The 23,031-nt window shown below is 64.3% G+C and carries 21 protein-coding genes and 2 pseudogenes; 11 read left to right on the top strand and 12 right to left on the bottom strand.

Features of this window, described 5'->3' with window-relative positions:
• Nucleotides 1-10 precede the first annotated feature (10 nt).
• The gene (locus CAG41_RS02820; RefSeq protein WP_085580724.1) at nt 11-2,134 is read right to left on the bottom strand and encodes a bifunctional diguanylate cyclase/phosphodiesterase; all 2,124 of its coding nucleotides are present in this window, start codon (nt 2,132-2,134) and stop codon (nt 11-13) included.
• A 322-nt stretch (nt 2,135-2,456) separates the two neighbouring features.
• Here CAG41_RS02820 and CAG41_RS02815 point away from each other — a divergent pair, with 322 nt between their 5' ends.
• The 4 genes and pseudogenes from CAG41_RS02815 (at nt 2,457) to CAG41_RS02805 (ending at nt 4,580) form a co-directional block, all read left to right on the top strand.
• A complete protein-coding gene (locus CAG41_RS02815; RefSeq protein ID WP_085580727.1) occupies nt 2,457-3,125 on the top strand; it encodes a polysaccharide lyase family 7 protein in 669 nt (222 codons plus the stop codon).
• Nucleotides 3,126-3,508: 383 nt separating this feature from the next.
• The gene (locus CAG41_RS02810) at nt 3,509-3,862 is read left to right on the top strand and encodes a DUF6124 family protein (RefSeq protein WP_085580729.1); all 354 of its coding nucleotides are present in this window, start codon (nt 3,509-3,511) and stop codon (nt 3,860-3,862) included.
• A 177-nt stretch (nt 3,863-4,039) separates the two neighbouring features.
• A pseudogene (locus CAG41_RS29080) lies at nt 4,040-4,159 on the top strand (DUF6124 family protein); the annotation flags it as partial.
• Between the two features lie 169 nt (nt 4,160-4,328).
• Nucleotides 4,329-4,580 carry a transcriptional regulator gene (locus CAG41_RS02805; protein WP_085580731.1) on the top strand — a complete coding sequence of 84 codons (252 nt, stop codon included), beginning with the start codon at nt 4,329-4,331 and terminating at the stop codon, nt 4,578-4,580.
• A gap of 79 nt (nt 4,581-4,659) precedes the next feature.
• Here CAG41_RS02805 and fba read toward each other — a convergent pair whose 3' ends face one another.
• From fba to tkt, 6 genes are all read right to left on the bottom strand, one after another.
• Entirely contained in the window at nt 4,660-5,724 is a 1,065-nt protein-coding gene (gene fba, locus CAG41_RS02800) for a class II fructose-bisphosphate aldolase (protein ID WP_085580733.1), read from the bottom strand.
• Nucleotides 5,725-5,900: 176 nt separating this feature from the next.
• A complete protein-coding gene (locus CAG41_RS02795) occupies nt 5,901-6,233 on the bottom strand; it encodes an MliC family protein (protein WP_085580735.1) in 333 nt (110 codons plus the stop codon).
• Nucleotides 6,234-6,289: 56 nt separating this feature from the next.
• Nucleotides 6,290-6,511, bottom strand: coding sequence for a hypothetical protein (locus tag CAG41_RS02790; protein WP_085580737.1), 222 nt, complete (start codon nt 6,509-6,511; stop codon nt 6,290-6,292).
• A gap of 34 nt (nt 6,512-6,545) precedes the next feature.
• Nucleotides 6,546-7,709: a phosphoglycerate kinase gene (locus CAG41_RS02785; protein WP_085706684.1), complete on the bottom strand. Its 1,164-nt coding sequence runs from the start codon at nt 7,707-7,709 to the stop codon at nt 6,546-6,548.
• A 17-nt stretch (nt 7,710-7,726) separates the two neighbouring features.
• Complete coding sequence (gene epd / locus CAG41_RS02780; protein ID WP_085580742.1) at nt 7,727-8,779, bottom strand: erythrose-4-phosphate dehydrogenase; 1,053 nt, start codon at nt 8,777-8,779, stop codon at nt 7,727-7,729.
• A 182-nt stretch (nt 8,780-8,961) separates the two neighbouring features.
• On the bottom strand, nt 8,962-10,959 hold the full coding sequence (tkt, locus tag CAG41_RS02775; RefSeq protein ID WP_085580744.1) for a transketolase: 1,998 nt from the start codon (nt 10,957-10,959) through the stop codon (nt 8,962-8,964).
• A gap of 271 nt (nt 10,960-11,230) precedes the next feature.
• Here tkt and CAG41_RS02770 point away from each other — a divergent pair, with 271 nt between their 5' ends.
• From CAG41_RS02770 to CAG41_RS02755, 4 genes are all read left to right on the top strand, one after another.
• A complete protein-coding gene (locus CAG41_RS02770; RefSeq protein WP_085636948.1) occupies nt 11,231-12,226 on the top strand; it encodes a metalloregulator ArsR/SmtB family transcription factor in 996 nt (331 codons plus the stop codon).
• Between the two features lie 18 nt (nt 12,227-12,244).
• On the top strand, nt 12,245-13,435 hold the full coding sequence (metK, locus tag CAG41_RS02765; RefSeq protein ID WP_085580748.1) for a methionine adenosyltransferase: 1,191 nt from the start codon (nt 12,245-12,247) through the stop codon (nt 13,433-13,435).
• Between the two features lie 205 nt (nt 13,436-13,640).
• The gene (ligB, locus tag CAG41_RS02760) at nt 13,641-15,320 is read left to right on the top strand and encodes an NAD-dependent DNA ligase LigB (protein WP_085580750.1); all 1,680 of its coding nucleotides are present in this window, start codon (nt 13,641-13,643) and stop codon (nt 15,318-15,320) included.
• A gap of 97 nt (nt 15,321-15,417) precedes the next feature.
• Entirely contained in the window at nt 15,418-15,804 is a 387-nt protein-coding gene (locus CAG41_RS02755) for a DUF1090 domain-containing protein (protein WP_085580752.1), read from the top strand.
• Nucleotides 15,805-15,865: 61 nt separating this feature from the next.
• On the opposite strand, the gene CAG41_RS02750 is transcribed toward CAG41_RS02755, so the two are convergent.
• A complete protein-coding gene (locus tag CAG41_RS02750; RefSeq protein WP_085581206.1) occupies nt 15,866-16,315 on the bottom strand; it encodes a cytochrome c in 450 nt (149 codons plus the stop codon).
• A gap of 128 nt (nt 16,316-16,443) precedes the next feature.
• On the opposite strand from CAG41_RS02750, the gene CAG41_RS02745 reads away from it, so the two are divergent.
• On the top strand, nt 16,444-17,628 hold the full coding sequence (locus CAG41_RS02745; protein WP_085580754.1) for a murein transglycosylase A: 1,185 nt from the start codon (nt 16,444-16,446) through the stop codon (nt 17,626-17,628).
• Nucleotides 17,629-17,765: 137 nt separating this feature from the next.
• Here the strand turns inward: CAG41_RS02745 and CAG41_RS02740 are convergent, their stop codons facing one another.
• Both CAG41_RS02740 and CAG41_RS02735 read right to left on the bottom strand, forming a co-directional pair.
• Nucleotides 17,766-18,149, bottom strand: coding sequence for an MAPEG family protein (locus CAG41_RS02740; protein WP_085580756.1), 384 nt, complete (start codon nt 18,147-18,149; stop codon nt 17,766-17,768).
• 40 nt (nt 18,150-18,189) lie between these two features.
• Nucleotides 18,190-18,369, bottom strand: a pseudogene (locus CAG41_RS02735) (EamA family transporter); the annotation flags it as partial.
• A gap of 217 nt (nt 18,370-18,586) precedes the next feature.
• Between CAG41_RS02735 and CAG41_RS02730 the strand changes: the two are divergent.
• Nucleotides 18,587-19,756 (top strand): MFS transporter, encoded by a 1,170-nt coding sequence (locus CAG41_RS02730; protein WP_085580758.1) that lies wholly within the window; start codon nt 18,587-18,589, stop codon nt 19,754-19,756.
• 190 nt (nt 19,757-19,946) lie between these two features.
• A complete protein-coding gene (locus tag CAG41_RS02725) occupies nt 19,947-21,209 on the top strand; it encodes a sodium:proton antiporter (RefSeq protein WP_085630024.1) in 1,263 nt (420 codons plus the stop codon).
• 62 nt (nt 21,210-21,271) lie between these two features.
• Here CAG41_RS02725 and CAG41_RS02720 read toward each other — a convergent pair whose 3' ends face one another.
• Nucleotides 21,272-22,555, bottom strand: coding sequence for an amidase (locus tag CAG41_RS02720; protein WP_085706683.1), 1,284 nt, complete (start codon nt 22,553-22,555; stop codon nt 21,272-21,274).
• Nucleotides 22,542-22,958, bottom strand: coding sequence for a VOC family protein (locus CAG41_RS02715; protein ID WP_085630436.1), 417 nt, complete (start codon nt 22,956-22,958; stop codon nt 22,542-22,544). Before CAG41_RS02715 ends, CAG41_RS02720 begins: the two co-directional genes overlap by 14 nt.
• Nucleotides 22,959-23,031 lie beyond the last annotated feature (73 nt).

Genomic DNA, 23,031 nt, shown 5'->3' with positions numbered 1-23,031 from the left:
TGTAGCGAATTCAACCGACCAACGCGCCCCAGTCGAACGGCTGGGCAAACCGCACGGTCTCGTCGGCGACCATCGGCCGCGCCACCAGGAAGCCTTGCACGTATTCGCAGCCATGGGCCTGCAGCCATCGGTACTGCGCCAGGGTCTCGACACCCTCGGCGATCACCAGCAGGCCGTACTCCTTGCTCAGTTCGAGCACGCTGCGCACCAGCGAGGCGTCCCGCGCCGAGTCCGGCAATCGGGCGATCAGGTGTCGGTCGAGCTTCAGCGTATCCAGCTCAAGGTCGCGCAGGTGCGCCAAGGAGCACGCGCCGGAGCCGAAGTCGTCCAGCGCCACCCGCACCCCGAGGTTGCGCAACAGGCGCAGTTGCTTGCGCGTGTCGTCCGGGTTGACCGTCAGCGCCTCTTCGGTGACTTCCACCTCCAACTGCCGTGGCTTCAACCCATGACGTTCCAGCACCTGCCGCAGCTCGGTGACCAGGTTCGGCAGGCCGAACTGGGTGTTGCTCAGGCTCACGCCCAGCACCAGGTCCTCGTCGAACTGCGCCTGCCAGGCCTTCCGCTGCCCGGCGCTGTGGTGGTAGATCCAGCTGCCGAGGCGGCTGATCAGCTGCGCTTCCTCCAGCAACGGCAGGAACAGGCCCGGCGGCACGTCGCCGGCGCTCGGATGGTGCCAGCGCAGCAACGCCTCGAAGCCGCGGATCCGCCCGTCGGCGATCGCCACCTGCGGCTGGTACACCAGATTGAAGTCGAGGTTCTCGATGGCGGTGCGCACGCTCTCTTCCAGCATCAGCCGCGAGCGCGCCCGGCCGTTCATCTCCGGGTCGTAGAAGCGGTACTGCTGACGCCCGGCGCGCTTGGCCTCGTACATGGCGATGTCCGAGGCGCGCAGCAACCCATCGACGCTGTTGCCGCAATCCGGGTAAGTGGCGATGCCGATGCTGGCACCCAACGTGACGTCCATGCCCTCGATCTGCTGACAGATCGACACCCGTTCGATGAGCTTCTCCGCGATCTTCGCCGCCTGCTCGGGAAACTCCAGGTCCAGCAGCGCCGTGAACTCGTCCCCGCCCATCCGCGCCAGGATGTCGAACGGGCGCAGGCACGCCTTCAACTGCTCGGACACCCAGCGCAGCACCCGGTCGCCGGCATCGTGGCCGAGGGAATCGTTGACCCGTTTGAAGCCGTCGAGGTCCAGGTACATCAGCACCCAGGCGCTGTCGCTGCGCTCGCCGCGCAGCAGCAGGTTCTCGACGGTCTGGTAGAAGCCGCGCCGGTTGAGCAGCCCGGTCAAGGGGTCGGTGACGGCCTGGAACTCCAGCTGCTGATGCAGGTGGCGCACCACCGACATGTCCAGCACCGTCACCACCATCGCATGCTGTTCGGTGGGCAGCGGCGCGCAGGACAACGCCACCGGCACCTGCTGGCCCGGCGCGGTGCGCAGCAAGGCGTCGTGCAGGCGCAGGGTTTCGCCGCGCTTGTAGCTCACGTAAAAATCGGAATCGGCCCACAAGGGAATGTGAGGCTTTTGCAGGAAATCGAGAAACTCCTGACCTTGCAGTTCCTGCACCGGAGCATTGAGCAGCCGGGAGATCGCCGGGTTGGCGAACCGGATCAAGCCGTCCTCGGCCAACACCAGGATCCCCTCCGCCGCATTGTCCAGCACCGAGGCGTTGAACGCCCGGGCGATCTCCAGGTCCTGGCTCAGGCGCTGCAAGGCCCGCCGGTTGCGCTGGTGCTCCAGCAACGCCTGCACCTTGGGCTTGAGGATCTGCGGGTCGAAGGGCTTGAACAGGTAATCCACCGCACCGCTGGCGTAGCCCTTGATCACGGCGTCCTGGGACTGCTCGTTGGCGGTCAGGAAAATGATCGGCGTCAGGCGCGTGCGCTGGCTGCCGCGCATCAGCCGCGCGACCTCGAAACCGTCCATGCCCGGCATCTGCACATCCAGCAGCACCAGGTCGATGTCGTGCTCAAGCAACAGGTTCAGCGCCTCGAAGCCTGAGGCGGCCGTCATCACCTGCCAGTCCTGGCGTTGCAGCAACGCCCGCATGCTGATCAGGTTTTCAGGGTAATCATCAACGATCAAAAGGACTGAGCTGCCTTCACCTGGCTGTGGTTGCGCGCATTCCATGCTGCTTCTCTTGTCGGGACGTCAGACGGGATTCCGGTGAAAAACCGTACACCTACTGAGCCATCACTCTAGTCCGGGATCGGCAAAAGCTGTAGCTATCACAGGGCCATCACCCAAGCAAACGCTTGAGTAGCCGACTAACGGTCGTCGCTGAAGCCCCCGGAAACCGGGAAGGATGGCACTTCGACAGGATGTTGGCGCCAATCATCCGCCGAGCGGGCGTTAACAAAAAACACCCTTGCGCTTATAAAGGCCGCCCCCGAAAGGCGCGGGCTAGAGCTTCTGGCACGCGCGTGCAGCGAAAATCAGCGGAAGCACCGACATGATCGACCTCGCAACCTGGAACCTCAGCGTTCCCGTCGGCAACCCGCCGTACACCGTCGACACCGCCAAACTGGTGAACGGCTTCAAGGACCAGTACTTCCACTCCGACACCGGCACGCTGTTCTTCTGGTCGCCGGTCACCGGCTCCAAAACCGAAAACGCCATCTACCCGCGCACCGAACTGCGCGAGACCTACAGCAACGGCACCCTGCGCAACTGGTACTACCCCGACGCCGACAACCTGCTGCGCGCCACTTTGGCGGTGAACAAGGTGCCCAGCTCCGGCAAGATCGTCATCGGCCAGATCCACGCCTACGAAAGCCAGAAGCCGATGCTCAAGCTCGAATACCAATACAAAAGCAAAACCGAAACCGGCAACTTGGTGATCAAGTTGCGCACCCACCCCGATCAGGACGAAAGCCGGGTCATCACCCTCGCCACCGGGATCAAACTGGATCGCGAGTTCAACTACCTCATCCACCTGAGCCCCGGCGGCGCCTTGGGCGTCAGCGCGGCGGGCTATCAATGGGATTCGCAGATCAGCGCGACCTGGCGCAACAAGCCGCTGTATTTCAAGGCCGGGGTGTATGTGCAGGACAACACCGGCTACACCAGCGAGGGCGGGCAGGTGACGTTTTCCAAGCTCGACATTGATCACAACAAGTAATCCTGTGACGAGGGATTTCCGGACTTGGACAGCGCGCTTAAACGCACCCGTTTACAGACACCCGGCGTTACGTCCCCAGGCCTACAACGGCTTGCGCCGCTGCCTACCGGTACGCCAGAATCCGCCGGCTTGTGCGCCTGGGGGGCCCTCGGTAACTTGGTTCGCGTCACTGATTTCCAGTGATCGGGTTTAGTAGCCCGGCACTTCCACCACCGTACAAGCGTCATCCCGTCAGGCCTTCGCCTGCACTTGATGGTGGCTGTGCGCATGGCGCCTTCGGGTGCGCCGGGATTTGGTGGTTTTGCCCGGTCTACTAACTTGCGTACAGCCGCCACCCTCCGTTTAGTAGCGAGATGGTTGCGGCCCAATCCGAGAAACCATCAATGATCAAATCGACACCGCACCCACCTGAAACCGATCCCGCCTCCCCCTACGAATCCATCGATTCCCGCAAGCTCCACGAAGCCGCCGAACGCGCCCTCGACCACTACCTCAATCCCGTCACGCCCACCTACCCCGCCCACGACCCCATGTACTTCGCCAACCCGGCCTACACCACCGAATCCCTGCTGGCCGACGCCAGCGAAAACCTCGGCTCGGCCAGCGCCATGCTCGACCACTTCACCACCCTGCTCGACACCCCGCACCGCAAACTGGCCCAGGGCATTGCGCAACTGGTCATGCTGGGAGAATTGGCCGTGAATCAGGCGTTGGATAACGTTGAGCCGAAGCTGTAGCGCTCGAACCGGATGACACGCACCTGACTTACGCCATCGAAAACCCGCCAATCGGTGGGTTTTCTGTAGCGATGCACAAATGAAAGAGTGAATGCCAACCTGCCAGCCGTTTCAGTATTAAGGGGACAGATTTATTTAATCAGTAAATAAATCCGTCCCCTTTCTCCCCTTTCTCCCAACTTCGCCGCCACTCTCGACACGCCTTATCGCAAGACCGCGTTGGGCATCGCCCAAGTGGTGATGCTCGGAGAGTTGGCGGTGAATCAGGCGCTGGATCATGTTGAGTTAAAGGTGTGATTGGGGTTGGAACCCAGTGAGAAATGTTACCTGTAACGGACTTTTGCCCAATCGGTACTGGAAATGTCCGTTATGGGTGTCATTCGCTCGATCGTCACAGGCGTAAGCTCGATCAAACTCAGTGTTCCGTTTAAAGAACACTCCCTCACGAATGTTACGTTAACGACACATGGATCATATTCTGCTCGTCAGCCGACTTGGTGCTCAGATACGCGGAAAACGTATCGCTCTCGGCCTGACCCAGGCGCAACTTGCCGAACTCGCGCGATTGACGCGATACAAAGTGATTGCTATCGAGAAAGGCACCCTATCTGTCGGCATGATCGCCTACGCTCGCGCATTGTGCGCTCTCGATTGCGAACTCACCGTCGTTCCGGCGGGCATGCCGACCCTTGAAGAGCTAGAGGGATTGTTCGAGTAAAAATCTCTGGCTGGTTTCTCAGCGCCCACAAAAAACCCGCCTCTCGGCGGGTTTCTTTTGAATCAGCTCAACGCCAGTCTCAATTAACCTTAGCGTTCAACTCACCCTTCAAATAACGCTGATACATCCCTTCCAGCGAAACCGGTTTGATCTTCGAAGCATTACCGGCAGTGCCGAAAGCCTCGTAACGCGCGATGCACACATCACGCATGGCCTTCACGGTCTCACCGAAGAACTTGCGCGGGTCGAACTCGCTCGGGTTGGTGGCCATCAGGCGACGCATCGCACCGGTGGACGCCAGGCGCAAGTCGGTGTCGATGTTGACCTTGCGCACGCCGTGCTTGATGCCTTCGACGATCTCTTCGACCGGTACGCCGTAGGTTTCTTTGATGTCGCCGCCGTACTGGTTGATGATCGCCAGCCACTCTTGCGGAACCGACGAGGAACCGTGCATCACCAGGTGGGTGTTCGGGATGCGCTTGTGGATTTCCTTGATGCGGTCGATGGCCAGCACGTCGCCGGTCGGCGGCTTGGTGAACTTGTAGGCGCCGTGGCTGGTGCCGATGGCGATGGCCAGGGCGTCAACTTGAGTCTTCTTGACGAAGTCGGCGGCTTCTTCCGGGTCGGTCAGCATCTGGCTGTGATCCAGCACGCCTTCGGCGCCGATGCCGTCTTCTTCACCGGCCATGCCGGTTTCCAGGGAGCCCAGGCAGCCCAGCTCACCTTCCACCGAAACACCGCAGGCATGGGCCATGGCCACGGTCTGCTGGGTGACGCGCACGTTGTATTCGTAGTCGGTCGGGGTCTTGCCGTCTTCGCCCAGGGAACCGTCCATCATCACCGAGCTGAAGCCCAGTTGGATGGAGCGCTGGCAGACGTCAGGGCTGGTGCCGTGGTCCTGGTGCATGCACACCGGGATGTGCGGGAATTCTTCGATGGCCGCCAGGATCAGGTGACGCAGGAACGGGGCACCTGCGTATTTGCGGGCACCGGCCGAAGCCTGGACGATCACCGGGGAGTCAGTCTTGTCAGCGGCTTCCATGATGGCGCGCATTTGTTCAAGGTTGTTGACGTTGAAGGCCGGAACGCCGTAGCCGAATTCGGCTGCGTGGTCCAGCATCTGGCGCATGCTGATGAGTGCCATTGTGTGTGTCTCTCCCGGTTTAGGGTCGTTAATCGTGCCAGCCTGCCGGAGCGGCGGCGGCTATTCAAGTGATTGCGGATCGGGGGTCGAGGCCCGGTCCGGTGATTCGGTGTTGCCAAAATCCTGTGAACGGCAAAGACCCCTGCATCGGACCTCTGCGCATCCGTTCAATCGTGTCACTGCGCCTTGCAGCCCCGGCCGATCAGATCATTGGTGGCGACCCAGTAGACCAGGCCTTCCTCACCCTTGATGTGAAACGCCAGCATGTTGTCGCTGTACAGCGCACCCGACGCGCCCGGCTCTTCCTTCAGGCGGTAGACCTGGTCGCCGCCGCCCAGGCGCACGTCGACTTCCTTGCGCCCGGCATCGGTGTAGCGCCACAGCACCTTGGCCTGGCTGTCGCAGGTCCAGGTTGTCCAGTCGTCCGCCGGTGCGGATGGCTGAAACAGCCCCAACTGCGCGCAACCGCCCAACAATCCCAACGCCGCAACGGCGATCAAGCCTTTCATCCGTGTTCCTCGACCGACGGCGCACGCCGCCGGCCCTGAGTTAAAGGTCAGCCCCGTCAAGGACAGCCCTGTTCCTTGGCCGGGGTTTGCGTCTCGTACTTGTCCAGGCCTTCCGGCCCCGAGCGCTTGTTCAGCACCGGGTTGGTTTCGGCTTGCCAGTCGGCCTGGTAGCAGCCCTTGTGCGCCTCGCCGGCGTCCGGCTGCGCGTCGGCCTGCGGGTGGCTCCCGCAGGCGGCCAGCGCAGCGGTCAGCAGCAACAGCGCTAACGACTTGACCATGTGAACACTCCTTTGCCTGGCCAATCGGGCGGCCTCAGGCCTTGGCCCGGCTTTCCAGGACTTCGACGGCCGGCAGCACCTTGCCTTCGACGAATTCGAGGAACGCGCCGCCACCGGTGGAAATGTAGGAGATATCACTGGCCACGCCATACTTGTCGATGGCCGCCAGGGTGTCGCCGCCGCCGGCGATGGAGAACGCGGCGCTTTCGGCGATGGCCTGGGCCAGCACTTTGGTGCCGTTGCCGAACTGGTCGAACTCGAACACGCCGACCGGGCCGTTCCACAGGATGGTCTTCGACGATTTCAGCAGTTCGGCGAAGTTGGCTGCGGTCTGCGGGCCGATGTCCAGGATCATGTCGTCGGCGGCCACGTCACCGATCAGCTTGACGGTGGCGGCGGCGGTTTCGGCGAATTCCTTGGCCACCACCACGTCCACCGGCAGCGGCACGCTGACCTTGGCGGCGATGGCGCGGGCGGTGTCCAGCAGATCCGGCTCGTACAGGGACTTGCCGACCGGGTGACCGGCCGCCGCCAGGAAGGTGTTGGCGATGCCGCCGCCGACGATCAGTTGGTCGCAGATCTGGCTCAGGCTGTTCAGCACGTCCAGTTTGGTCGAGACCTTGGAGCCGGCAACGATGGCGGCCATCGGCTTGGCCGGCGCGCCCAGGGCCTTGCCCAGCGCGTCCAGTTCGGCGGCCAGCAGCGGGCCTGCGGCGGCGACCTTGGCGAACTTGGCCACGCCGTGGGTCGAACCCTCGGCGCGGTGGGCGGTGCCGAAGGCGTCCATCACGAACACGTCGCACAGGGCGGCGTATTGCTGGGCCAGTTCGTCGGCGTTCTTTTTCTCGCCCTTGTTGAAGCGCACGTTCTCGAACAGCACGATGTCGCCGGCCTTGACGTCAACGCCGCCCAGGTAGTCGGCCACCAGCGGCACTTCGCGGTCCAGAGCCTTGCTCAGGTAGTCGGCGACAGGCTTGAGGCTGTTCTCGGCGGAGAACTCGCCTTCGGTCGGACGGCCCAGATGCGAGCAGACCATCACCGCCGCGCCTTTCTCCAGGGCCAGCTTGATGGTCGGCAGCGAAGCCAGGATGCGCGCATCGCTGGTGACTGCACCGTCCTTGACTGGGACGTTGAGGTCTTGGCGGATCAATACGCGCTTACCTTGCAGATCGAGGTCGGACATCTTCAACACGGTCATGGGTCGCACTTCCTGGATTACTTGTTTGTTGGAATCGCTGTCTGCAGATAGTGCTCTGCAACGTCCAGCATTCGGTTGGCAAAACCCCATTCGTTGTCGAACCAGGCCAGGATGTTCACCAGCCGTGGGCCGGAGACGCGGGTCTGACTGGCATCGACGATGGCCGAATGTGGGTCATGGTTGAAATCGCAACTGGCATGGGGCAGCTCGGTGTAGGCCAGCAACCCCTTGAGCGGGCCGGCGGTGGCGGCGTCGCGCAGGATCCGGTTGACCTCGGCGGCGTCGGTGTCGTTCGCGGTCTGCATCGTGATGTCGAGGCAGGACACGTTGACCGTCGGCACGCGTACGGCTTTGGCCTGAATTCGCCCGGCAAGTTCCGGCAGCAGGCGCTCGATGCCGCGCGCAAGGCCGGTGGACACCGGAATCACCGACTGGAACGCCGAACGGGTGCGGCGCAGGTCTTCGTGGTGATAGGCGTCGATGACCGGCTGATCGTTCATCGCCGAGTGGATCGTGGTGATCGACACGTACTCCAGCCCCACCGCCCGGTCCAGCAGGCGCAGCAGCGGCACGCCGCAGTTGGTGGTGCAGGAGGCGTTGGACACCAGGCGCTCGGCGCCGGTCAGGCAGTCCTGGTTGACGCCGTAGACGATGGTGGCGTCGACATCCGACTCGCTGGCCATCGGCTGGGAGAACAGCACCCGCGGCGCGCCGGCGTCGAGAAAGCGCTGGCCGTCGCCGCGGGTGTGCCAGGCGCCGGAGCATTCGAGCACCAGATCGACGCCCAGGGACGCCCAATCGATGCCTTCGGGGGTGGGACTGCGCAACACCTTCACGCAGTCGCCGTTAATGTGCAGACAATCGCCGTCGACCTTCACTTCGCCGGGAAACCGGCCGTGGGTGGAGTCGAAGCGTGTCAGGTATTCGATGCTGGCCATGTCGGCCAGGTCGTTGATCGCGACAATCTCGAACCCGGCCTTCTCGCCTCGCTCGAACAACGCACGCAAGACGCAACGACCAATCCGGCCGTAGCCGTTGAGTGCAACTTTGTAGGGACGCGGTTGAGGCATGGGGTTCTCGATAATACGCAGACCAGACGCAATGCTTATGTGCGACACAGCCCTTGTGGGAGCTGGCTTGCCAGCGATAGGGGCCATCCGCTTCAACCTATGTGCTGACTGAACGGACTCTATCGCTGGCAAGCCAGCTCCCACAGGGAATTGCGGTGACCGGGAGGTCACCGCCGTGTGCCTTAGTCTTCCAGCAGCTCTTCGGCCTGGCCCAGGATGTTCTCCAGGGTGAAGCCGAACGCTTCGAACAGCGCCGGAGCCGGTGCCGATTCGCCGTAGGTGGTCATGCCGATCACGCGGCCTTCCAGACCCACATACTTGAACCAGAAGTCGGCGTGGGCCGCTTCGATGGCGATGCGCGCGCCGACCTGCAGCGGCAGGACCGATTGCTTGTAGCCGGCGTCCTGGGCGTCGAACACGCTGGTGCACGGCATCGACACCACGCGAACCTTGCGGCCCTGCTCGGTCAGCTTGTCGAAGGCCTGGACGGCCAGGCCGACTTCGGAGCCGGTGGCGATCAGGATCAGCTCAGGCTCGCCTGCGCAGTCCTTGAGCACGTAGCCACCGCGGCTGATGTCGGCGATCTGGATCGCGTCGCGGGACTGATGCTGCAGGTTCTGGCGGGAGAAGATCAGCGCCGACGGGCCGTCCTTGCGCTCCAGGGCGTTTTTCCAGGCCACTGCCGATTCGACGGCGTCGGCCGGACGCCAGGTGTCCAGGTTCGGCGTGCTGCGCAGGCTGGTCAGCTGCTCGATCGGCTGGTGGGTCGGGCCGTCTTCGCCCAGACCGATGGAGTCGTGGGTGTAGACGTGGATCACGCGCTGCTTCATCAGGGCCGACATGCGCACGGCGTTGCGGGCGTATTCCATGAACATCAGGAAGGTCGCGCCGTAAGGCACCAGGCCGCCGTGCAGGGCGACACCGTTCATGATCGCGGTCATGCCGAACTCGCGCACGCCGTAGTACATGTAGTTGCCGCTGGCGTCCTCGGCGCTGACGCCTTTGCAGCCTTTCCACAGGGTCAGGTTGGAACCGGCCAGGTCAGCCGAGCCGCCCAGCACTTCCGGCAGCAGCGGGCCGAACGCGTTCAGGGCGTTCTGGCTGGCCTTGCGGCTGGCGATGGTTTCGCCCTTGGCCGCCACTTCGGCGATGTAGGCGTCGGCCTTCTCGGAGAAGTCGGCCGGCAGCTCGCCGCTCAGGCGACGCACCAGTTCGTTGGCTTCGGTCGGGAACGCGGCGGAGTAGGCAGCGAAGCGCAGGTCCCAATCGGCTTCGACGGCGCGGCCGGCTTCCTTGGCGTCCCACTCGGCGTAGATGTCGGCCGGGATCTCGAACGGGCCGTGGTTCCACTTCAGGGCTTCACGGGTCAGCGCGATTTCCGCGTCGCCCAGCGGGGCGCCGTGGCAGTCTTCCTTGCCTTGCTTGTTCGGCGAACCGAAGCCGATGGTGGTCTTGCAGCAGATCAGGGTCGGCAGCGGGCTCTTGCGCGCGGTGTCGATGGCGGTCTTGATCTCTTCCGGATCGTGGCCGTCGACGTTGCGGATCACCTGCCAGTTGTAGGACTCGAAACGCTTCGGCGTGTCGTCGGTGAACCAGCCTTCGACCTCGCCGTCGATGGAGATGCCGTTGTCGTCGTAGAAGGCGATCAGCTTGCCCAGGCCCAGGGTGCCGGCCAGGGAAGCGACTTCATGGGAAATGCCTTCCATCATGCAGCCGTCGCCCAGGAACACGTAGGTGTGGTGGTCGACGATGTTGTGGCCCGGACGGTTGAACTGCGCGCCCAGCACCTTTTCCGCCAGGGCGAAGCCCACGGCGTTGGCCAGGCCCTGGCCCAGGGGACCGGTGGTGGTCTCGACGCCCGGGGTGTAGCCGAATTCCGGATGGCCCGGGGTGCGGCTGTGCAGTTGGCGGAACGCCTTGAGGTCGTCGATCGACAGGTCGTAGCCGGTCAGGTGCAGCAGCGAGTAGATCAACATCGAGCCGTGGCCGTTGGACAGCACGAAGCGGTCACGGTCGGCGAACGACGGGTTGCTCGGGTTGTGCTTGAGGTAATCGCGCCAAAGCACCTCGGCGATATCCGCCATACCCATAGGGGCACCGGGATGGCCGCTGTTGGCTTTTTGCACGGCATCCATGCTGAGGGCACGAATGGCGTTGGCACGCTCACGACGGCTAGGCATCGCTGATCTCCTGGGTTCTGAAGCTGAAGGTGAAAAATCGAAACGGAAAAAAGGCGAGCATTTTCCCTCACCCGGACGCCTCGGGGCAATGACAGATAGTCATCTGAAGACGTTTTTCCCCTGCCGGGCGGCGCTTTCGGCGGGTGAATCCTTTCCGCCGCCCGTCTGTAACGTTAACCATTGCGTGGGAAACACCACCCATCGATCAATATCAAAACTTTTTGATATTGATCTTGCGATGCTTTCCGGCCGTCACTAGACTGCTGCCCCTATGAACTTACGCGTGCCTACGATTCGCCATGACGCCTGCGACGACCTGGCGGCCCTGTGCAAGGCCGGCGGCGATCCGCTGCGGCTGAACGTGCTGCGGGCGCTGGCCAACGACTCGTTCGGCGTGCTGGAGCTGGCGCAGATCTTCGGCATCGGCCAGTCCGGCATGAGCCATCACCTCAAGGTGCTGGCCCAGGCGGAGCTGGTGGCGACCCGCCGTGAAGGCAACGCGATTTTCTACCGCCGCGCCCTGCCCCACACCGAACTGTTGGGCGGCACGCTGCACGCGGCATTGTTAGAAGAAGTCGACAACCTGGCCCTGCCGGACGACGTGCAGGCGCGGATCGCCCAGGTGCACGGGCAACGGGCGGCGGCCAGCCAGGACTTCTTCGCACGGGTGGCGGAGAAATTCCGCGCCCAGCAAGACTTGATCGCAGGCCTGCCGCAGTACCGCGACAGCGTGCTGGCCCTGCTCGACAAACTGAACTTCGGCGGCGCTGCCACGGCCATCGAAGTCGGCCCCGGCGATGGAGCCTTCCTGCCGGAACTGGCCCGCCGTTTCGGCACGGTAACCGCACTGGACAACAGCGCGGCGATGCTCGAACTGGCGCGTCAGGTATGCGTTCGTGAACGGCTGGCTAACGTCAGCCTGCAATTGGCCGATGCATTGAACGGTGTGAGCCTTCAGGCCGATTGCGTGGTATTGAACATGGTGTTGCACCATTTCGCCGCGCCGGCCGAAGCGCTCAAGCACATGGCCAGCCTGCTGCAACCGGGCGGTAGCCTGCTCGTGACAGAGTTATGCAGCCACAACCAGAGCTGGGCCAGGGAGGCCTGCGGTGATCTGTGGTTGGGGTTTGAACAGGACGATTTGGCCCGTTGGGCCACCGCTGCGGGACTCGTTCCCGGGGACAGCCTCTATGTAGGCTTACGTAATGGTTTCCAGATCCAGGTCCGCCACTTTCAGCGGCCGGCTGGCGACACTCACCATCGGTAAATTCAGGAAAACATCGAGATGAGCGAATACTCCCTCTTCACCTCCGAGTCCGTGTCTGAAGGGCATCCGGACAAAATCGCCGACCAGATTTCCGATGCAGTGCTGGACGCCATCATTGCCCAGGACAAGCACGCACGCGTGGCGGTGGAGACCCTGGTCAAGACCGGCGTGGCCATCGTTGCCGGTGAAGTGACCACCAGCGCCTGGGTCGACCTGGAGCAGATCGTCCGTGACGTGATCTGCGACATCGGCTACACCAGCTCCGACGTCGGCTTCGACGGCGCCACCTGCGGCGTGATGAACATCATCGGCAAGCAGTCCCCCGACATCAACCAGGGCGTTGACCGCGCCAAGCCTGAAGACCAGGGCGCCGGCGACCAGGGCCTGATGTTCGGCTACGCCAGCAACGAGACCGACGTGCTGATGCCGGCCCCGATCACCTTCTCGCACCAACTGGTGCAGCGCCAGGCCGAAGCCCGCAAGTCGGGCCTGCTGCCTTGGCTGCGTCCGGACGCCAAGTCCCAGGTCACCTGCCGTTACGAAGGCGGCAAAGTGGTCGGCATCGACGCCGTGGTGCTGTCGACCCAGCACAACCCGGAAGTGTCGTACAACGACCTGCGCGAAGGCGTGATGGAGCTGATCGTCAAGCACGTGCTGCCGGCCGAACTGCTGAGCAAGGACACCCAGTTCCACATCAACCCGACCGGCCAGTTCATCATCGGCGGCCCGGTGGGCGACTGCGGCCTGACCGGCCGCAAGATCATCGTCGACAGCTACGGCGGCATGGCCCGTCACGGCGGCGGCGCGTTCTCCGGCAAGGACCCGTCCAAGGTTGACCGCTCCGCTGCGTACGCCGGCCGTTACGTGGCCAAGAACATCGTCGCCGCCGGCCTGGCCGAGCGCTGCGAGATCCAGGTGTCCTACGCGATCGGCGTGGCCCAGCCGACTTCGATCTCGCTGAACACCTTCGGCACCGGCAAGATCAGCGATGACAAGATCATCAAACTGGTGCGTGAAGTGTTCGACCTGCGTCCTTACGCCATCACCACCATGCTGGACCTGCTGCACCCGATGTACCAGGAAACCGCAGCCTACGGTCACTTCGGTCGCGCTCCGCAGACCAAGACCGTCGGCGACGACACCTTCAGCACCTTCACCTGGGAAAAGACCGACCGCGCCGACGCCCTGCGTTCCGCCGCCGGCCTGTAACACCTCCAGGCGACACGAAAAGCCCCGCACGGCTCACGCCCTGCGGGGCTTTTTCATGCCTGCAGGTTCCCTCCCCGCTTCGGGCAGCGCCCCAACCGAAAGCCCGCATCTGTCCATCCGGAAACAGCCCGAAAAACACCCGCCCGACGCCCCCCGGATTCCCCGCCTACCCTTCAAGCGTTCCCCTTGAGCAAGGACGCTCACGATGCCCGCTGCAATGCCCCTGCTGCTCCCACTGCTGTTGATGCTCATCCTCCCGAACGCCCTCGCCGACGACTGCCCCGATTGGCCACCGGAAAAGGCCCGCACCGAAACCGCCGTCCTGCAAAGGCAGATCGACCGCTGGGACGACGCCTACCACCGCGAAGGCCGGGCGCTGATCGCCGACGGGCTCTACGACCAGTCGCGCTTGCGCCTGGACGAATGGCGCCGGTGCTTCGGCCTTCCGTCACCGGCCAACCCGCTGCGCACGGCCACAGGCCCCGTCACTCACCCGATCGCCCACACCGGGTTGGACAAACGCCACGACGGCAAAGACGTCGAAGCCTGGCTGCGCGACCGCGAAGGCCTCTGGATTCAACCCAAGGTCGACGGCGTCGCGGTCACGCTGATCTACCGCAGCGGGCGACTGCACCAGGCCATCAGCCGCGGCGACGGAGTCCGGGGCCAGGACTGGACAGCGTCGGCGCAGAAGATCGCCGCCATTCCCCGGCAACTGACCGAACCGGTGGATCTGCTGGTGCAGGGCGAACTCTATTGGCGCCTGAGCGACCACGTTCAGTCCCGCGACGGCGGCCGCAACGCCCGCGCCACCGTCGCCGGCCTGATGGGCCGCAAGGATCTGGGCGCCGAAGAGGCCGGCGGTATAGGGCTGTTCGTCTGGGACTGGCCGCAGGGGCCTTCGGCCTTGTCCGAAAGGCTCTCGACGCTGGCCGCCCTGGGATTCGCCGCGACCGCGCCCTACACCCACACCCTCGAACGCTTTGCCGACGCCCAGGCATGGCGCGAGCATTGGTTCCGCACGCCGTTGCCGTTCGCCACGGACGGCGTCGTCCTGCGTCAGGACCGGCGCCCGTCGGCCGAGCGCTGGCAGGCACGGCCGCCGCACTGGGGCATTGCCTGGAAGTACCCGTTCGCCCAGGCCCTGGCCGAGGTGCGCAAGGTCGATTTCAGGATCGGGCGTACGGGGCGCATCACACCGGTGCTTGAGCTGGCGCCGGTGCGGCTGGACGACCGGCAGATCCGACGGGTCAGCGTCAGCTCGTTCCAGCGCTGGCAGGCGCTGGACATCCGCCCCGGCGACCAGGTCGCGGTCAGCCTGGCCGGCCTGACCATCCCCCGGCTAGACGGCGTCGTCCTGCGCGCGGCCGAGCGTGTCGAGCTGGCCGTTCCGCAGGCAACCGATTTCCACGCCTTGAGCTGCTGGCGACCGACGCCCGGCTGCGAAAGCCAGTTCCTCGCCCGCCTGACCTGGCTCGGCGGCAAGCAGGGGCTGGGGCTGCCCCATGTCGGTCGCGGCACCTGGGAGAAACTTCTGGAAACAGGCCGCCTGACCGGCCTGCTGGATTGGTTGACCCTCGAGGGGCCGGAGCTTGCTAACATGCCCGGCTTCGGCGAGCGCAGCGGCGCCCGCCTGCTGGACAGTTTTCACACAGCCCGCCAGCGGCCGTTCGCCACCTGGCTCAAAGCCTTGGGAATGCCGCCGACCGGACAGGCACCGCTGGACGGCACCTGGCACGAGCTGGCGCAACGCGACACCGAACAATGGCAGGCAGAACCCGGCATCGGTCCCGGCCGCGCGGCGCAACTGAGCGCCTTTTTCCGCGACCCGCAGGTGCTGGCCTTGCGCGACACCCTGCAAGCCGCCGGCATCGACGGCTTCTGAACACAGCCTCCCGGCACGCCGGGAACCCAATGTCCGTCGGGGCGCTCCAACAGCGCAGCGCACCACCGAACCGAATGCCTTAGCGCATGGAGCCTTTATGAAATCGCTTGCCCTGCTGACCCTATGCGGATTCCTGGCCGCCCCGTTGATGGCCGCCGAGGAAGCGCCGGAACTCACCGGCTGCGCCGCCAAGAAGCAGAACATCGTCACCCAGATCGAACAGGCCAAGGCCCACGGCAACGCCGACCAGCAGGCCGGCCTGGAGACCGCCCTGCGCGAAGTCACCGATCACTGCACCGACGCCGGCCTGAAGAAGGAACGCGAAAACAAGGTGCTGGAGGCCAAGCACGAAGTGAGCAAACGCCAGGCCGACCTCGACAAGGCCATGAAGAAGGGCGACCCGGAGAAGATCGACAAGCGCAAGAACAAGCTGGCCGAGTCCCGCAAGGAATTGCAGCAGGCGCTGGACGAACTGGACAAGTAACGAGAGCCACTGCGGCGAGGGAGCAAGCGCCCTCGCCACGGTCATTCAACCGCGTCAGCTATCAGTGATCGCGAAACTCTTTATGGCAGGCACTGCACGCATCTTCGACTTTCTGCACCGCTGGCCCCAGGTTGCTGGCCTTGTAGGGCTGCACTTGGCTGGCGATCACCAGTTCACCGGTGGCCGCCTCAAGGGTGCGGGCCATTTCCTGGAAACGCGCCTGCCTCTGCCAGACATCGTCCTTGGCGCTGGTGTGATCCTCTTCGCGCACCTGCGGGAAGTGCTTCCACGGCTCATGGGACAGCGCATCGAGCTTCACCGCGCCGTCGGCGAATTTCGCCCCGTCGAAGGGAATGCGCCCGCGCAGCATGCCGCCCAGGTCTTCGCCGGTCTTGAGCATCTGCTTGAAGATCGCCTTGCGCTGGCCCAGCGGAGAGTTGGGGTCGACGCCGCCGCAGGCGGACAGGGTCAGACAGGCCAGCAAAGCAACAGAGATTCTTTTGAGTGTCATGGTGGCTTCGGTCACGGAAAAATGGCGGCCAGTATCCTCGCGCGGCCGCCAAACACCAATAGCCCTATTAAAAATACGGGTTGCCTGAACGCATGGAGCATTCACGCAACCGGCACAGGAACCACTCCATGAACAGCCGCTTCAAGGCCTGGCGTCATCCGCTTTTCGCAACCCTGCCGCTGCTGGCGATCCTCGCCGGCTGCACCGGGGGCGACACGGCCAAGCCCAAGACCCACGCCCTCGCCACTTACTCCAGCGCCACCTGGGAGGCGCTGCCCGCCGTGTCCGACAACGACCTGGTGGCCGGCTTCGGTTCGTGGCGCAGCGCGTGCAACCGGCTCAAGGCCGACCCGGTCTGGGGCAAGACCTGCGCGGCGGCGGCCGATGTCCCGCAGAGCGCCGGCAGCATCCGCGCGTTCCTCAAGCAAAACCTCGACGTCTACGGGTTGCGCGCCGAGAACGACAACCCCAACGGCTTGATCACCGGCTACTACGAGCCGGTCTACCCCGGCAGCCTGACCCAGACCGCCACGGCGAACGTCCCGGTGTACGGCGTGCCTGACGACATGATCATCGTGTCGCTGGACAGCGTGTACCCCGAACTCAAGGGCAAGCGCCTGCGCGGACGCCTCGACGGCCGGGTGCTCAAGCCCTACGACGACGCGGCGACCATCGAGAGCAAAGGCGTCAATGCGCCGGTGGTGGCCTGGCTGACCGATCCGATGAACCTGCAGTTCCTGCAGATCCAGGGATCGGGCAGGATCCAGACCGACGACGGACGCCAGTTGCGCATCGCCTACGCCGACCAGAACGGCCACCCGTACCGCCCGATCGGCCGCTGGCTGGTGGAACAGGGCGAGCTGAAGAAGGAAGACGTCACCATGGGCGCCATCAGCGACTGGGCCAAGGCCAACCCGTCGCGCATCCCGGAGCTGCTGGGCAGCAACCCCAGTTATGTGTTCTTCACCCGCAACCCGGACAGCGACGAAGGCCCGCGCGGTTCGCTGAACGTGCCGCTGACCGCCGGCTACAGCGCGGCGGTGGACCGCAAGGTGATTCCGTTGGGCAGCCTGCTGTGGCTGTCCACCACCCGCCCGGACGGCACCGCCCTGGTGCGCCCGGTGGCCGCACAGGACACCGGCGGCGCCATCGCCGGCGAAGTGCGCGCGGACCTGTTCTGGGGCACCGGCGATGCGGCGGGGCAACTGGCCGGGGACATGAAGCAGCAGGGGCAGATCTGGATGCTCTGGCCTAAAGGCACGGCGCTGCCGCAAGTGCCGCAGGTGGCCGATACGGTCAAGGGCAAGTCCTGACCGCCGAACCTTGTGGGAGCCCGGCGGCGCCGTCACTGACGCCATCGCCAGCAGGCGGGCTCCCACAGGGGCCCGGTCACTGCCAATCAATGTGGGAGCGAGCCTGCTCGCGATGAGGCCGTCAGCCTCCCCAAGGCTCAGGCCGACACAATGAAGAACCCGGCAATCAACCCCATCCCCACGAGCCACACCAGCGACCGCAGCACCGCCCAGTCCGCCAGGTAGCAAATGATGTAGAGCAGGCGGCTGGTGATGAACAGCACCGCCAGCACATTCACCGTCACAAGCTCGGCCGTGCCCACGAGGTGCGCGACGATCACGGCGGCGACGAAGGCCGGCGTCACCTCGAAGCTGTTCAGCTGCGCCGCATGGGCCCTCCGAGCCAGGCCGTTGAGGCTCTCCAGAAAGTCCCGGGGATCATGGTTGTCACTCATTCTGTAGCCGCCGACGGCCTTGGCCACGGCGGTGCACAGGTACGGCAGGAAAATCGCGATCAATACACACCACAAAGCCACGGTCATAGCGCAGTCCCTTTTTCGTGTCGTTCGAATGGCGGGCGGATCAGAGCTTCATCTCCAGCCTGCCGATCAGCACCAGCCCACAGGCTAAGAGCCGTGGCCGGCCGAAAGGTTCTTTGAGGCAGCGCATGCCGAACAGCACCCCCAGGATCAGGCTGATTTCCCGCAGCGCCGCCGCTTCGGCGATCGAACCCAGCTGCACCGCCCACAGCACCAGAGCGTAGGGCTTTGCCGGCGCTGCGCAAGGGCCGCGGGCAATTAGTCATATTATTGATTCGCGATGGGGCCGCAGCTGTTTATACTGCACGCGACCACGCCGCACTCGGTTGCGCACAGACCTATTCCAACAATGACTGCCTGACCCGTTCTCCGCCCGAGACCGGCCGTCGGCCTGCGCCTGCCTGAACGAAGCGTCAAGACTACCGACAGAGACCTTGCGCATGCCACTCGCCTTGCTTGCACTGGCCGCTGCCGCCTTCGGCATCGGCACCACCGAATTCGTCATCATGGGCCTGCTGCCCGACGTCGCTCGCGACCTCGCCGTGAGCATCCCACACGCCGGCCTGCTGATCACCGGCTACGCCCTGGGCGTGGTGTTCGGCGCGCCGGTCCTGGCGGTCGGCACCGCCAACATGCCGCGCAAGGCGACGCTGCTGGGCATGACCCTGATGTTCATCCTCGGCAACGTGCTCTGCGCGCTGGCCCCGAACTACGCGACCCTGATGGCCGCCCGGGTGGTCACCGCGCTGTGCCACGGGGCGTTCTTCGGCATCGGTTCGGTGGTCGCCGCCGGCCTGGTGGCGCCGAACAAACGGGCCCAGGCGATCGCGCTGATGTTCACCGGCCTGACCCTGGCCAACGTGCTCGGCGTGCCGTTGGGCACCGCGCTCGGGCAGTTCGCCGGCTGGCGTTCGACCTTCTGGGCCGTGGCCGCCATTGGTGTGATCGCCGCCCTCGCCCAGTGGCTGTGGCTGCCCAAGCACATTCCGATGGAGCGCGCCGACCTCGCCAGCGAGTTCAAGGTGCTGGGCAAGGCCAACGTACTGCTGGCGCTGGGCATGAGCGTGCTGGCATCCACCAGCCTGTTCAGCGTGTACACCTACATCGCGCCGATCCTGCAGGACGTCACCGGCATCAGCCCCCACGGCGTGACAGTGATGCTGCTGTTGTTCGGCGTCGGCCTGACCGGCGGCAGCATGCTCGGCGGCCGCCTGGCCGACAGCCGCCTGCTGCCGTCGCTGGTGGGCGTGGCGCTGGCGGTGGTGGTGATCCTGGCGGCGTTCAGCCAGACCAGCCGCTCGGCGGTGCCCGCCGCGATCACCCTGGTGCTGTGGGGCGTATTCGCCTTCGCCCTGTGCCCGATCCTGCAACTGCTGATCATCGACCAGGCCCACGAAGCACCGAACCTCGGCTCGACCCTGAACCAGAGCGCCTTCAACCTCGGCAACGCGTCGGGCGCGTGGATCGGCGGGCTGGTGGTGGCCAGCGGCGCGGACCTGGCGGACCTCCCGTGGACCGGTGCCCTGGTCGGCGTGCTCACCGTGCTGGCGGCGCTTTTCTTCATTTATCTGCAACGCCGGCGCATGGCTGCGGTCAATGCCTGCGGCTGAAGCACCGGCTGCCGCAATCCCCGTGGCGGGGGCGCTCGCTCCCGCCCGAAGGAAAATTGCATGCGGGCCGGCGGGAGCAAGCTCCCTCACCCCAGACGGCCTCATGTGCCCCTGAGCGGCGCCAGCCCATCCAACCCTTGCGTCCAAGTATCGGACGCGCCTCTTCCATCTCCCATCCAAAGGACCCCGGATGCTTGAACTCGTTGCTGCGTTTATCTGCCTCACCACCCTCCTGACCTTCGTGAACTTCCGCTTCATCGGCCTGCCGCCGACCATCGGCGTGATGGTCACCGCACTGATGTTTTCCCTGCTGCTGCAAGGCCTGAGCTTTCTCGGCTACCCGGGCCTTGAAGAGCGCGTGCAGCAATTGATCGGCCAGATCGACTTCGGCGACCTGCTGATGAACTGGATGCTGTCGTTCCTGCTGTTCGCCGGCGCCCTGCACGTGAACCTCAACGACCTGCGCAGCTACCGCTGGCCCATCGGCCTGCTGGCCACGTTCGGCGTGCTGATCGCCACCGCCGTGATCGGCAGCCTCGCCTATTACATCTTTGCCCTGTTCGGCTGGCACGTGAGCTTCCTCTACTGCCTGCTGTTCGGCGCGCTGATCTCCCCCACCGACCCGATCGCGGTACTCGGCGTGCTGCGTACCGCCAACGCCTCGAAGCCGCTCAAGACCACCATCGTCGGCGAATCGCTGTTCAACGACGGCACCGCCGTCGTGGTGTTCACCGTGCTGCTGGGCATCGCGCAGCTGGGCGAGACCCCGACCCTCGGCGCCACGGCCCTGCTGTTCGCCCACGAGGCCATCGGCGGCGTGCTGTTCGGCGGTCTGATCGGCTACCTGGTGTACCTGATGATCAAGAGCATCGAGCAGCACCAGATCGAAGTGATGCTGACCCTGGCGCTGGTGATCGGCGGCTCGGCCATGGCCACCGAACTGCACGTCTCGGCGCCCATCGCGATGGTGGTGGCGGGCCTGATCATCGGCAACCTGGGGCGCAACCTGGCGATGAACGACATGACCCGCAAGTACCTGGACGGTTTCTGGGAGCTGCTCGACGACATGCTCAACGCTCTGCTGTTCGCGCTGATCGGCCTGGAGCTGTTGCTGCTGCCGTTCAACTGGCTGCACGTGGCGGCGGCGAGTCTGCTGGCGCTGGCGATCCTGCTGTCGCGCCTGCTCACCGTGGCCCCGGCCATCGTCCTGCTGCGGCGCTGGCGCACGGTGCCGCGCGGCACCATCCGGATCCTGACCTGGGGCGGCCTGCGCGGCGGCGTCTCGGTGGCGCTGGCCCTGTCGCTGCCGCTGGGCGCTGAACGGGATTTGTTGCTGAGCATCACCTACATCGTCGTGCTGTCATCGATTCTGGTGCAGGGCCTGACCATTGGCCGGGTTGTCCGTAGGGTGACGACTCCACAAGACACCGCCACGGCCAATGTTGCGCACTGACACTGGATCGGACTCCGTCGCAGCGCACCCGCGCTGCGACGGCACTCGCAATATCTCCTTCATCAGTCCGCCGCTCTCAGTACCGCCTCCACCTGCTCGGCCGCGTGCAAAAGAATGCTGTCGTCTCTGAAACCGCCAATCATTTGCAGGCCAGCCGGCAACGCCCCGGCATTGCGCACGAGCGGGATGTTGATCTGAGGTAAACCGAACGCCATCCAGAACTTACTGAAATCGGAAGGCCCGGTCGCGCCAAGGCCCAACGGGGCGACGATGCCGCAGCTCGCACCGAGCATGGCATCAAACGGTTTGAATAGGGCTTCAAGCACAGGAGCCAAAGTTGCCAGGCGCTTCTTCGCCGCAGACTCCTGCTCCCACGTTGTCTGGCGGGCCCGTTCGATCATGGCCAACACTTCATCGCTGAGCAGCTCAGGTCGCGCTTGCAGCTCCTTGGCCAGTGACCGCGCCCCCTCGCAATCGTTGATCAGCAAATGGTCATCGAATACCGTCGCAAACGCCTGCGGCAACTCCACCTCACTCACCTGATGTCCGGCCCGGCGCAGATCTTCAACGGCAGCGTCCAGCGATCTGGCGATGTCCTCATCGACCTGATCCCAGCGCGCTGTACGACAGAAGCCGAACTTGCCTGGACGACGCTCATCAGTACGCTGCGCAATGCCGGGGATCAACACCTCAGCCAACAGTTGCAGGTCACGAACCGAGCGGCCGTACCAGCCCACCGTGTCAAAACTCGGCGCCAGCGGTTTTACCCCCTCCAGAGAAACCAGCCCATAGGTCGGTTTGAAAGCATACAGTCCGCAATACGAGGCGGGTTTGATCAACGACCCGGCAGTCTGCGTGCCCAAGGCGATCGGGAAAAACCCGGCCGCCATCCCCGCCGCCGAGCCGGCACTGGAGCTTCCCGGCGTCCGTTCGAGATCATGCGGATTGCGGGTCGGCCCAGTGTGCATGTAGGCGAATTCGGTGGTGTGGGTCTTGCCCATGATCACCGCGCCGGCCTGACGCAACAGCGCCACAACGTGTGCGTCACGTGAAGGACGGTTGTCCGCATAGATCGGGGAGTAAAACCCCGTGGGATGATCGGCGGTGTCGAAGATGTCTTTGATGCCCACGGGCACGCCGGCGAGAGGGCCTTTGAAGTGGCCATTGTTCAACTGGCGAACTTGAGCGCGCACCTGACCCGGGTCGAACGCTGCAAAGGCTTTTATGCTGAGCTCCCGCGCTTCGACACAGCCCAGAAAATGCTCGGCGACCGACTCTGCGCTCACGGCCTGCGACCGAACGCTCTCGGAAATATCGCTCGCGTCCATCTGATTAAAATTGCGCATAGATACCCTGCAGGTCAGTGAAGCCTTTTATCTCGATCGGGTTTCCGGCGGGATCGAGGAAAAACATGGTTGCCTGCTCGCCGGGCTGGCCGGCAAAACGAATGCCGGGTGGCAGAACAAACTGCACCTGGGCCTCGATCAAGCGATCTCTCAAAACGCGCCAGTCCGACATTTCGAGGATCACGCCAAGGTGCGGCATCGGCACGTCGTGATCACCAACCTTACCGGTGTTACTGACTGCAAAAGGCTCGCCCAGATGCAACGACAATTGATGCCCGAAAAAATTGAAATCGACCCAGGAGTCAGTGCTGCGCCCCTCTTCGCACCCCAGTAAATCCCCATAGAACTGGCGCGTAACCTGCAAATCACGGACATGCATAGCAAGATGGAAAATCGACTGCATAAAGAACTCCTGACGATCGCCGGACGAGAGAAACCTCTCAACGGTTGAAGACTGTGCGGTTTTCATCAAAACA

Source organism: Pseudomonas sp. B35(2017) (genome assembly GCF_002113645.1).
Classification (GTDB): domain Bacteria; phylum Pseudomonadota; class Gammaproteobacteria; order Pseudomonadales; family Pseudomonadaceae; genus Aquipseudomonas; species Aquipseudomonas ekonensis.
The sequence above is the reverse complement of the archived record's forward strand: the minus strand, read 5'-3'. Positions and strand labels throughout refer to the sequence as shown.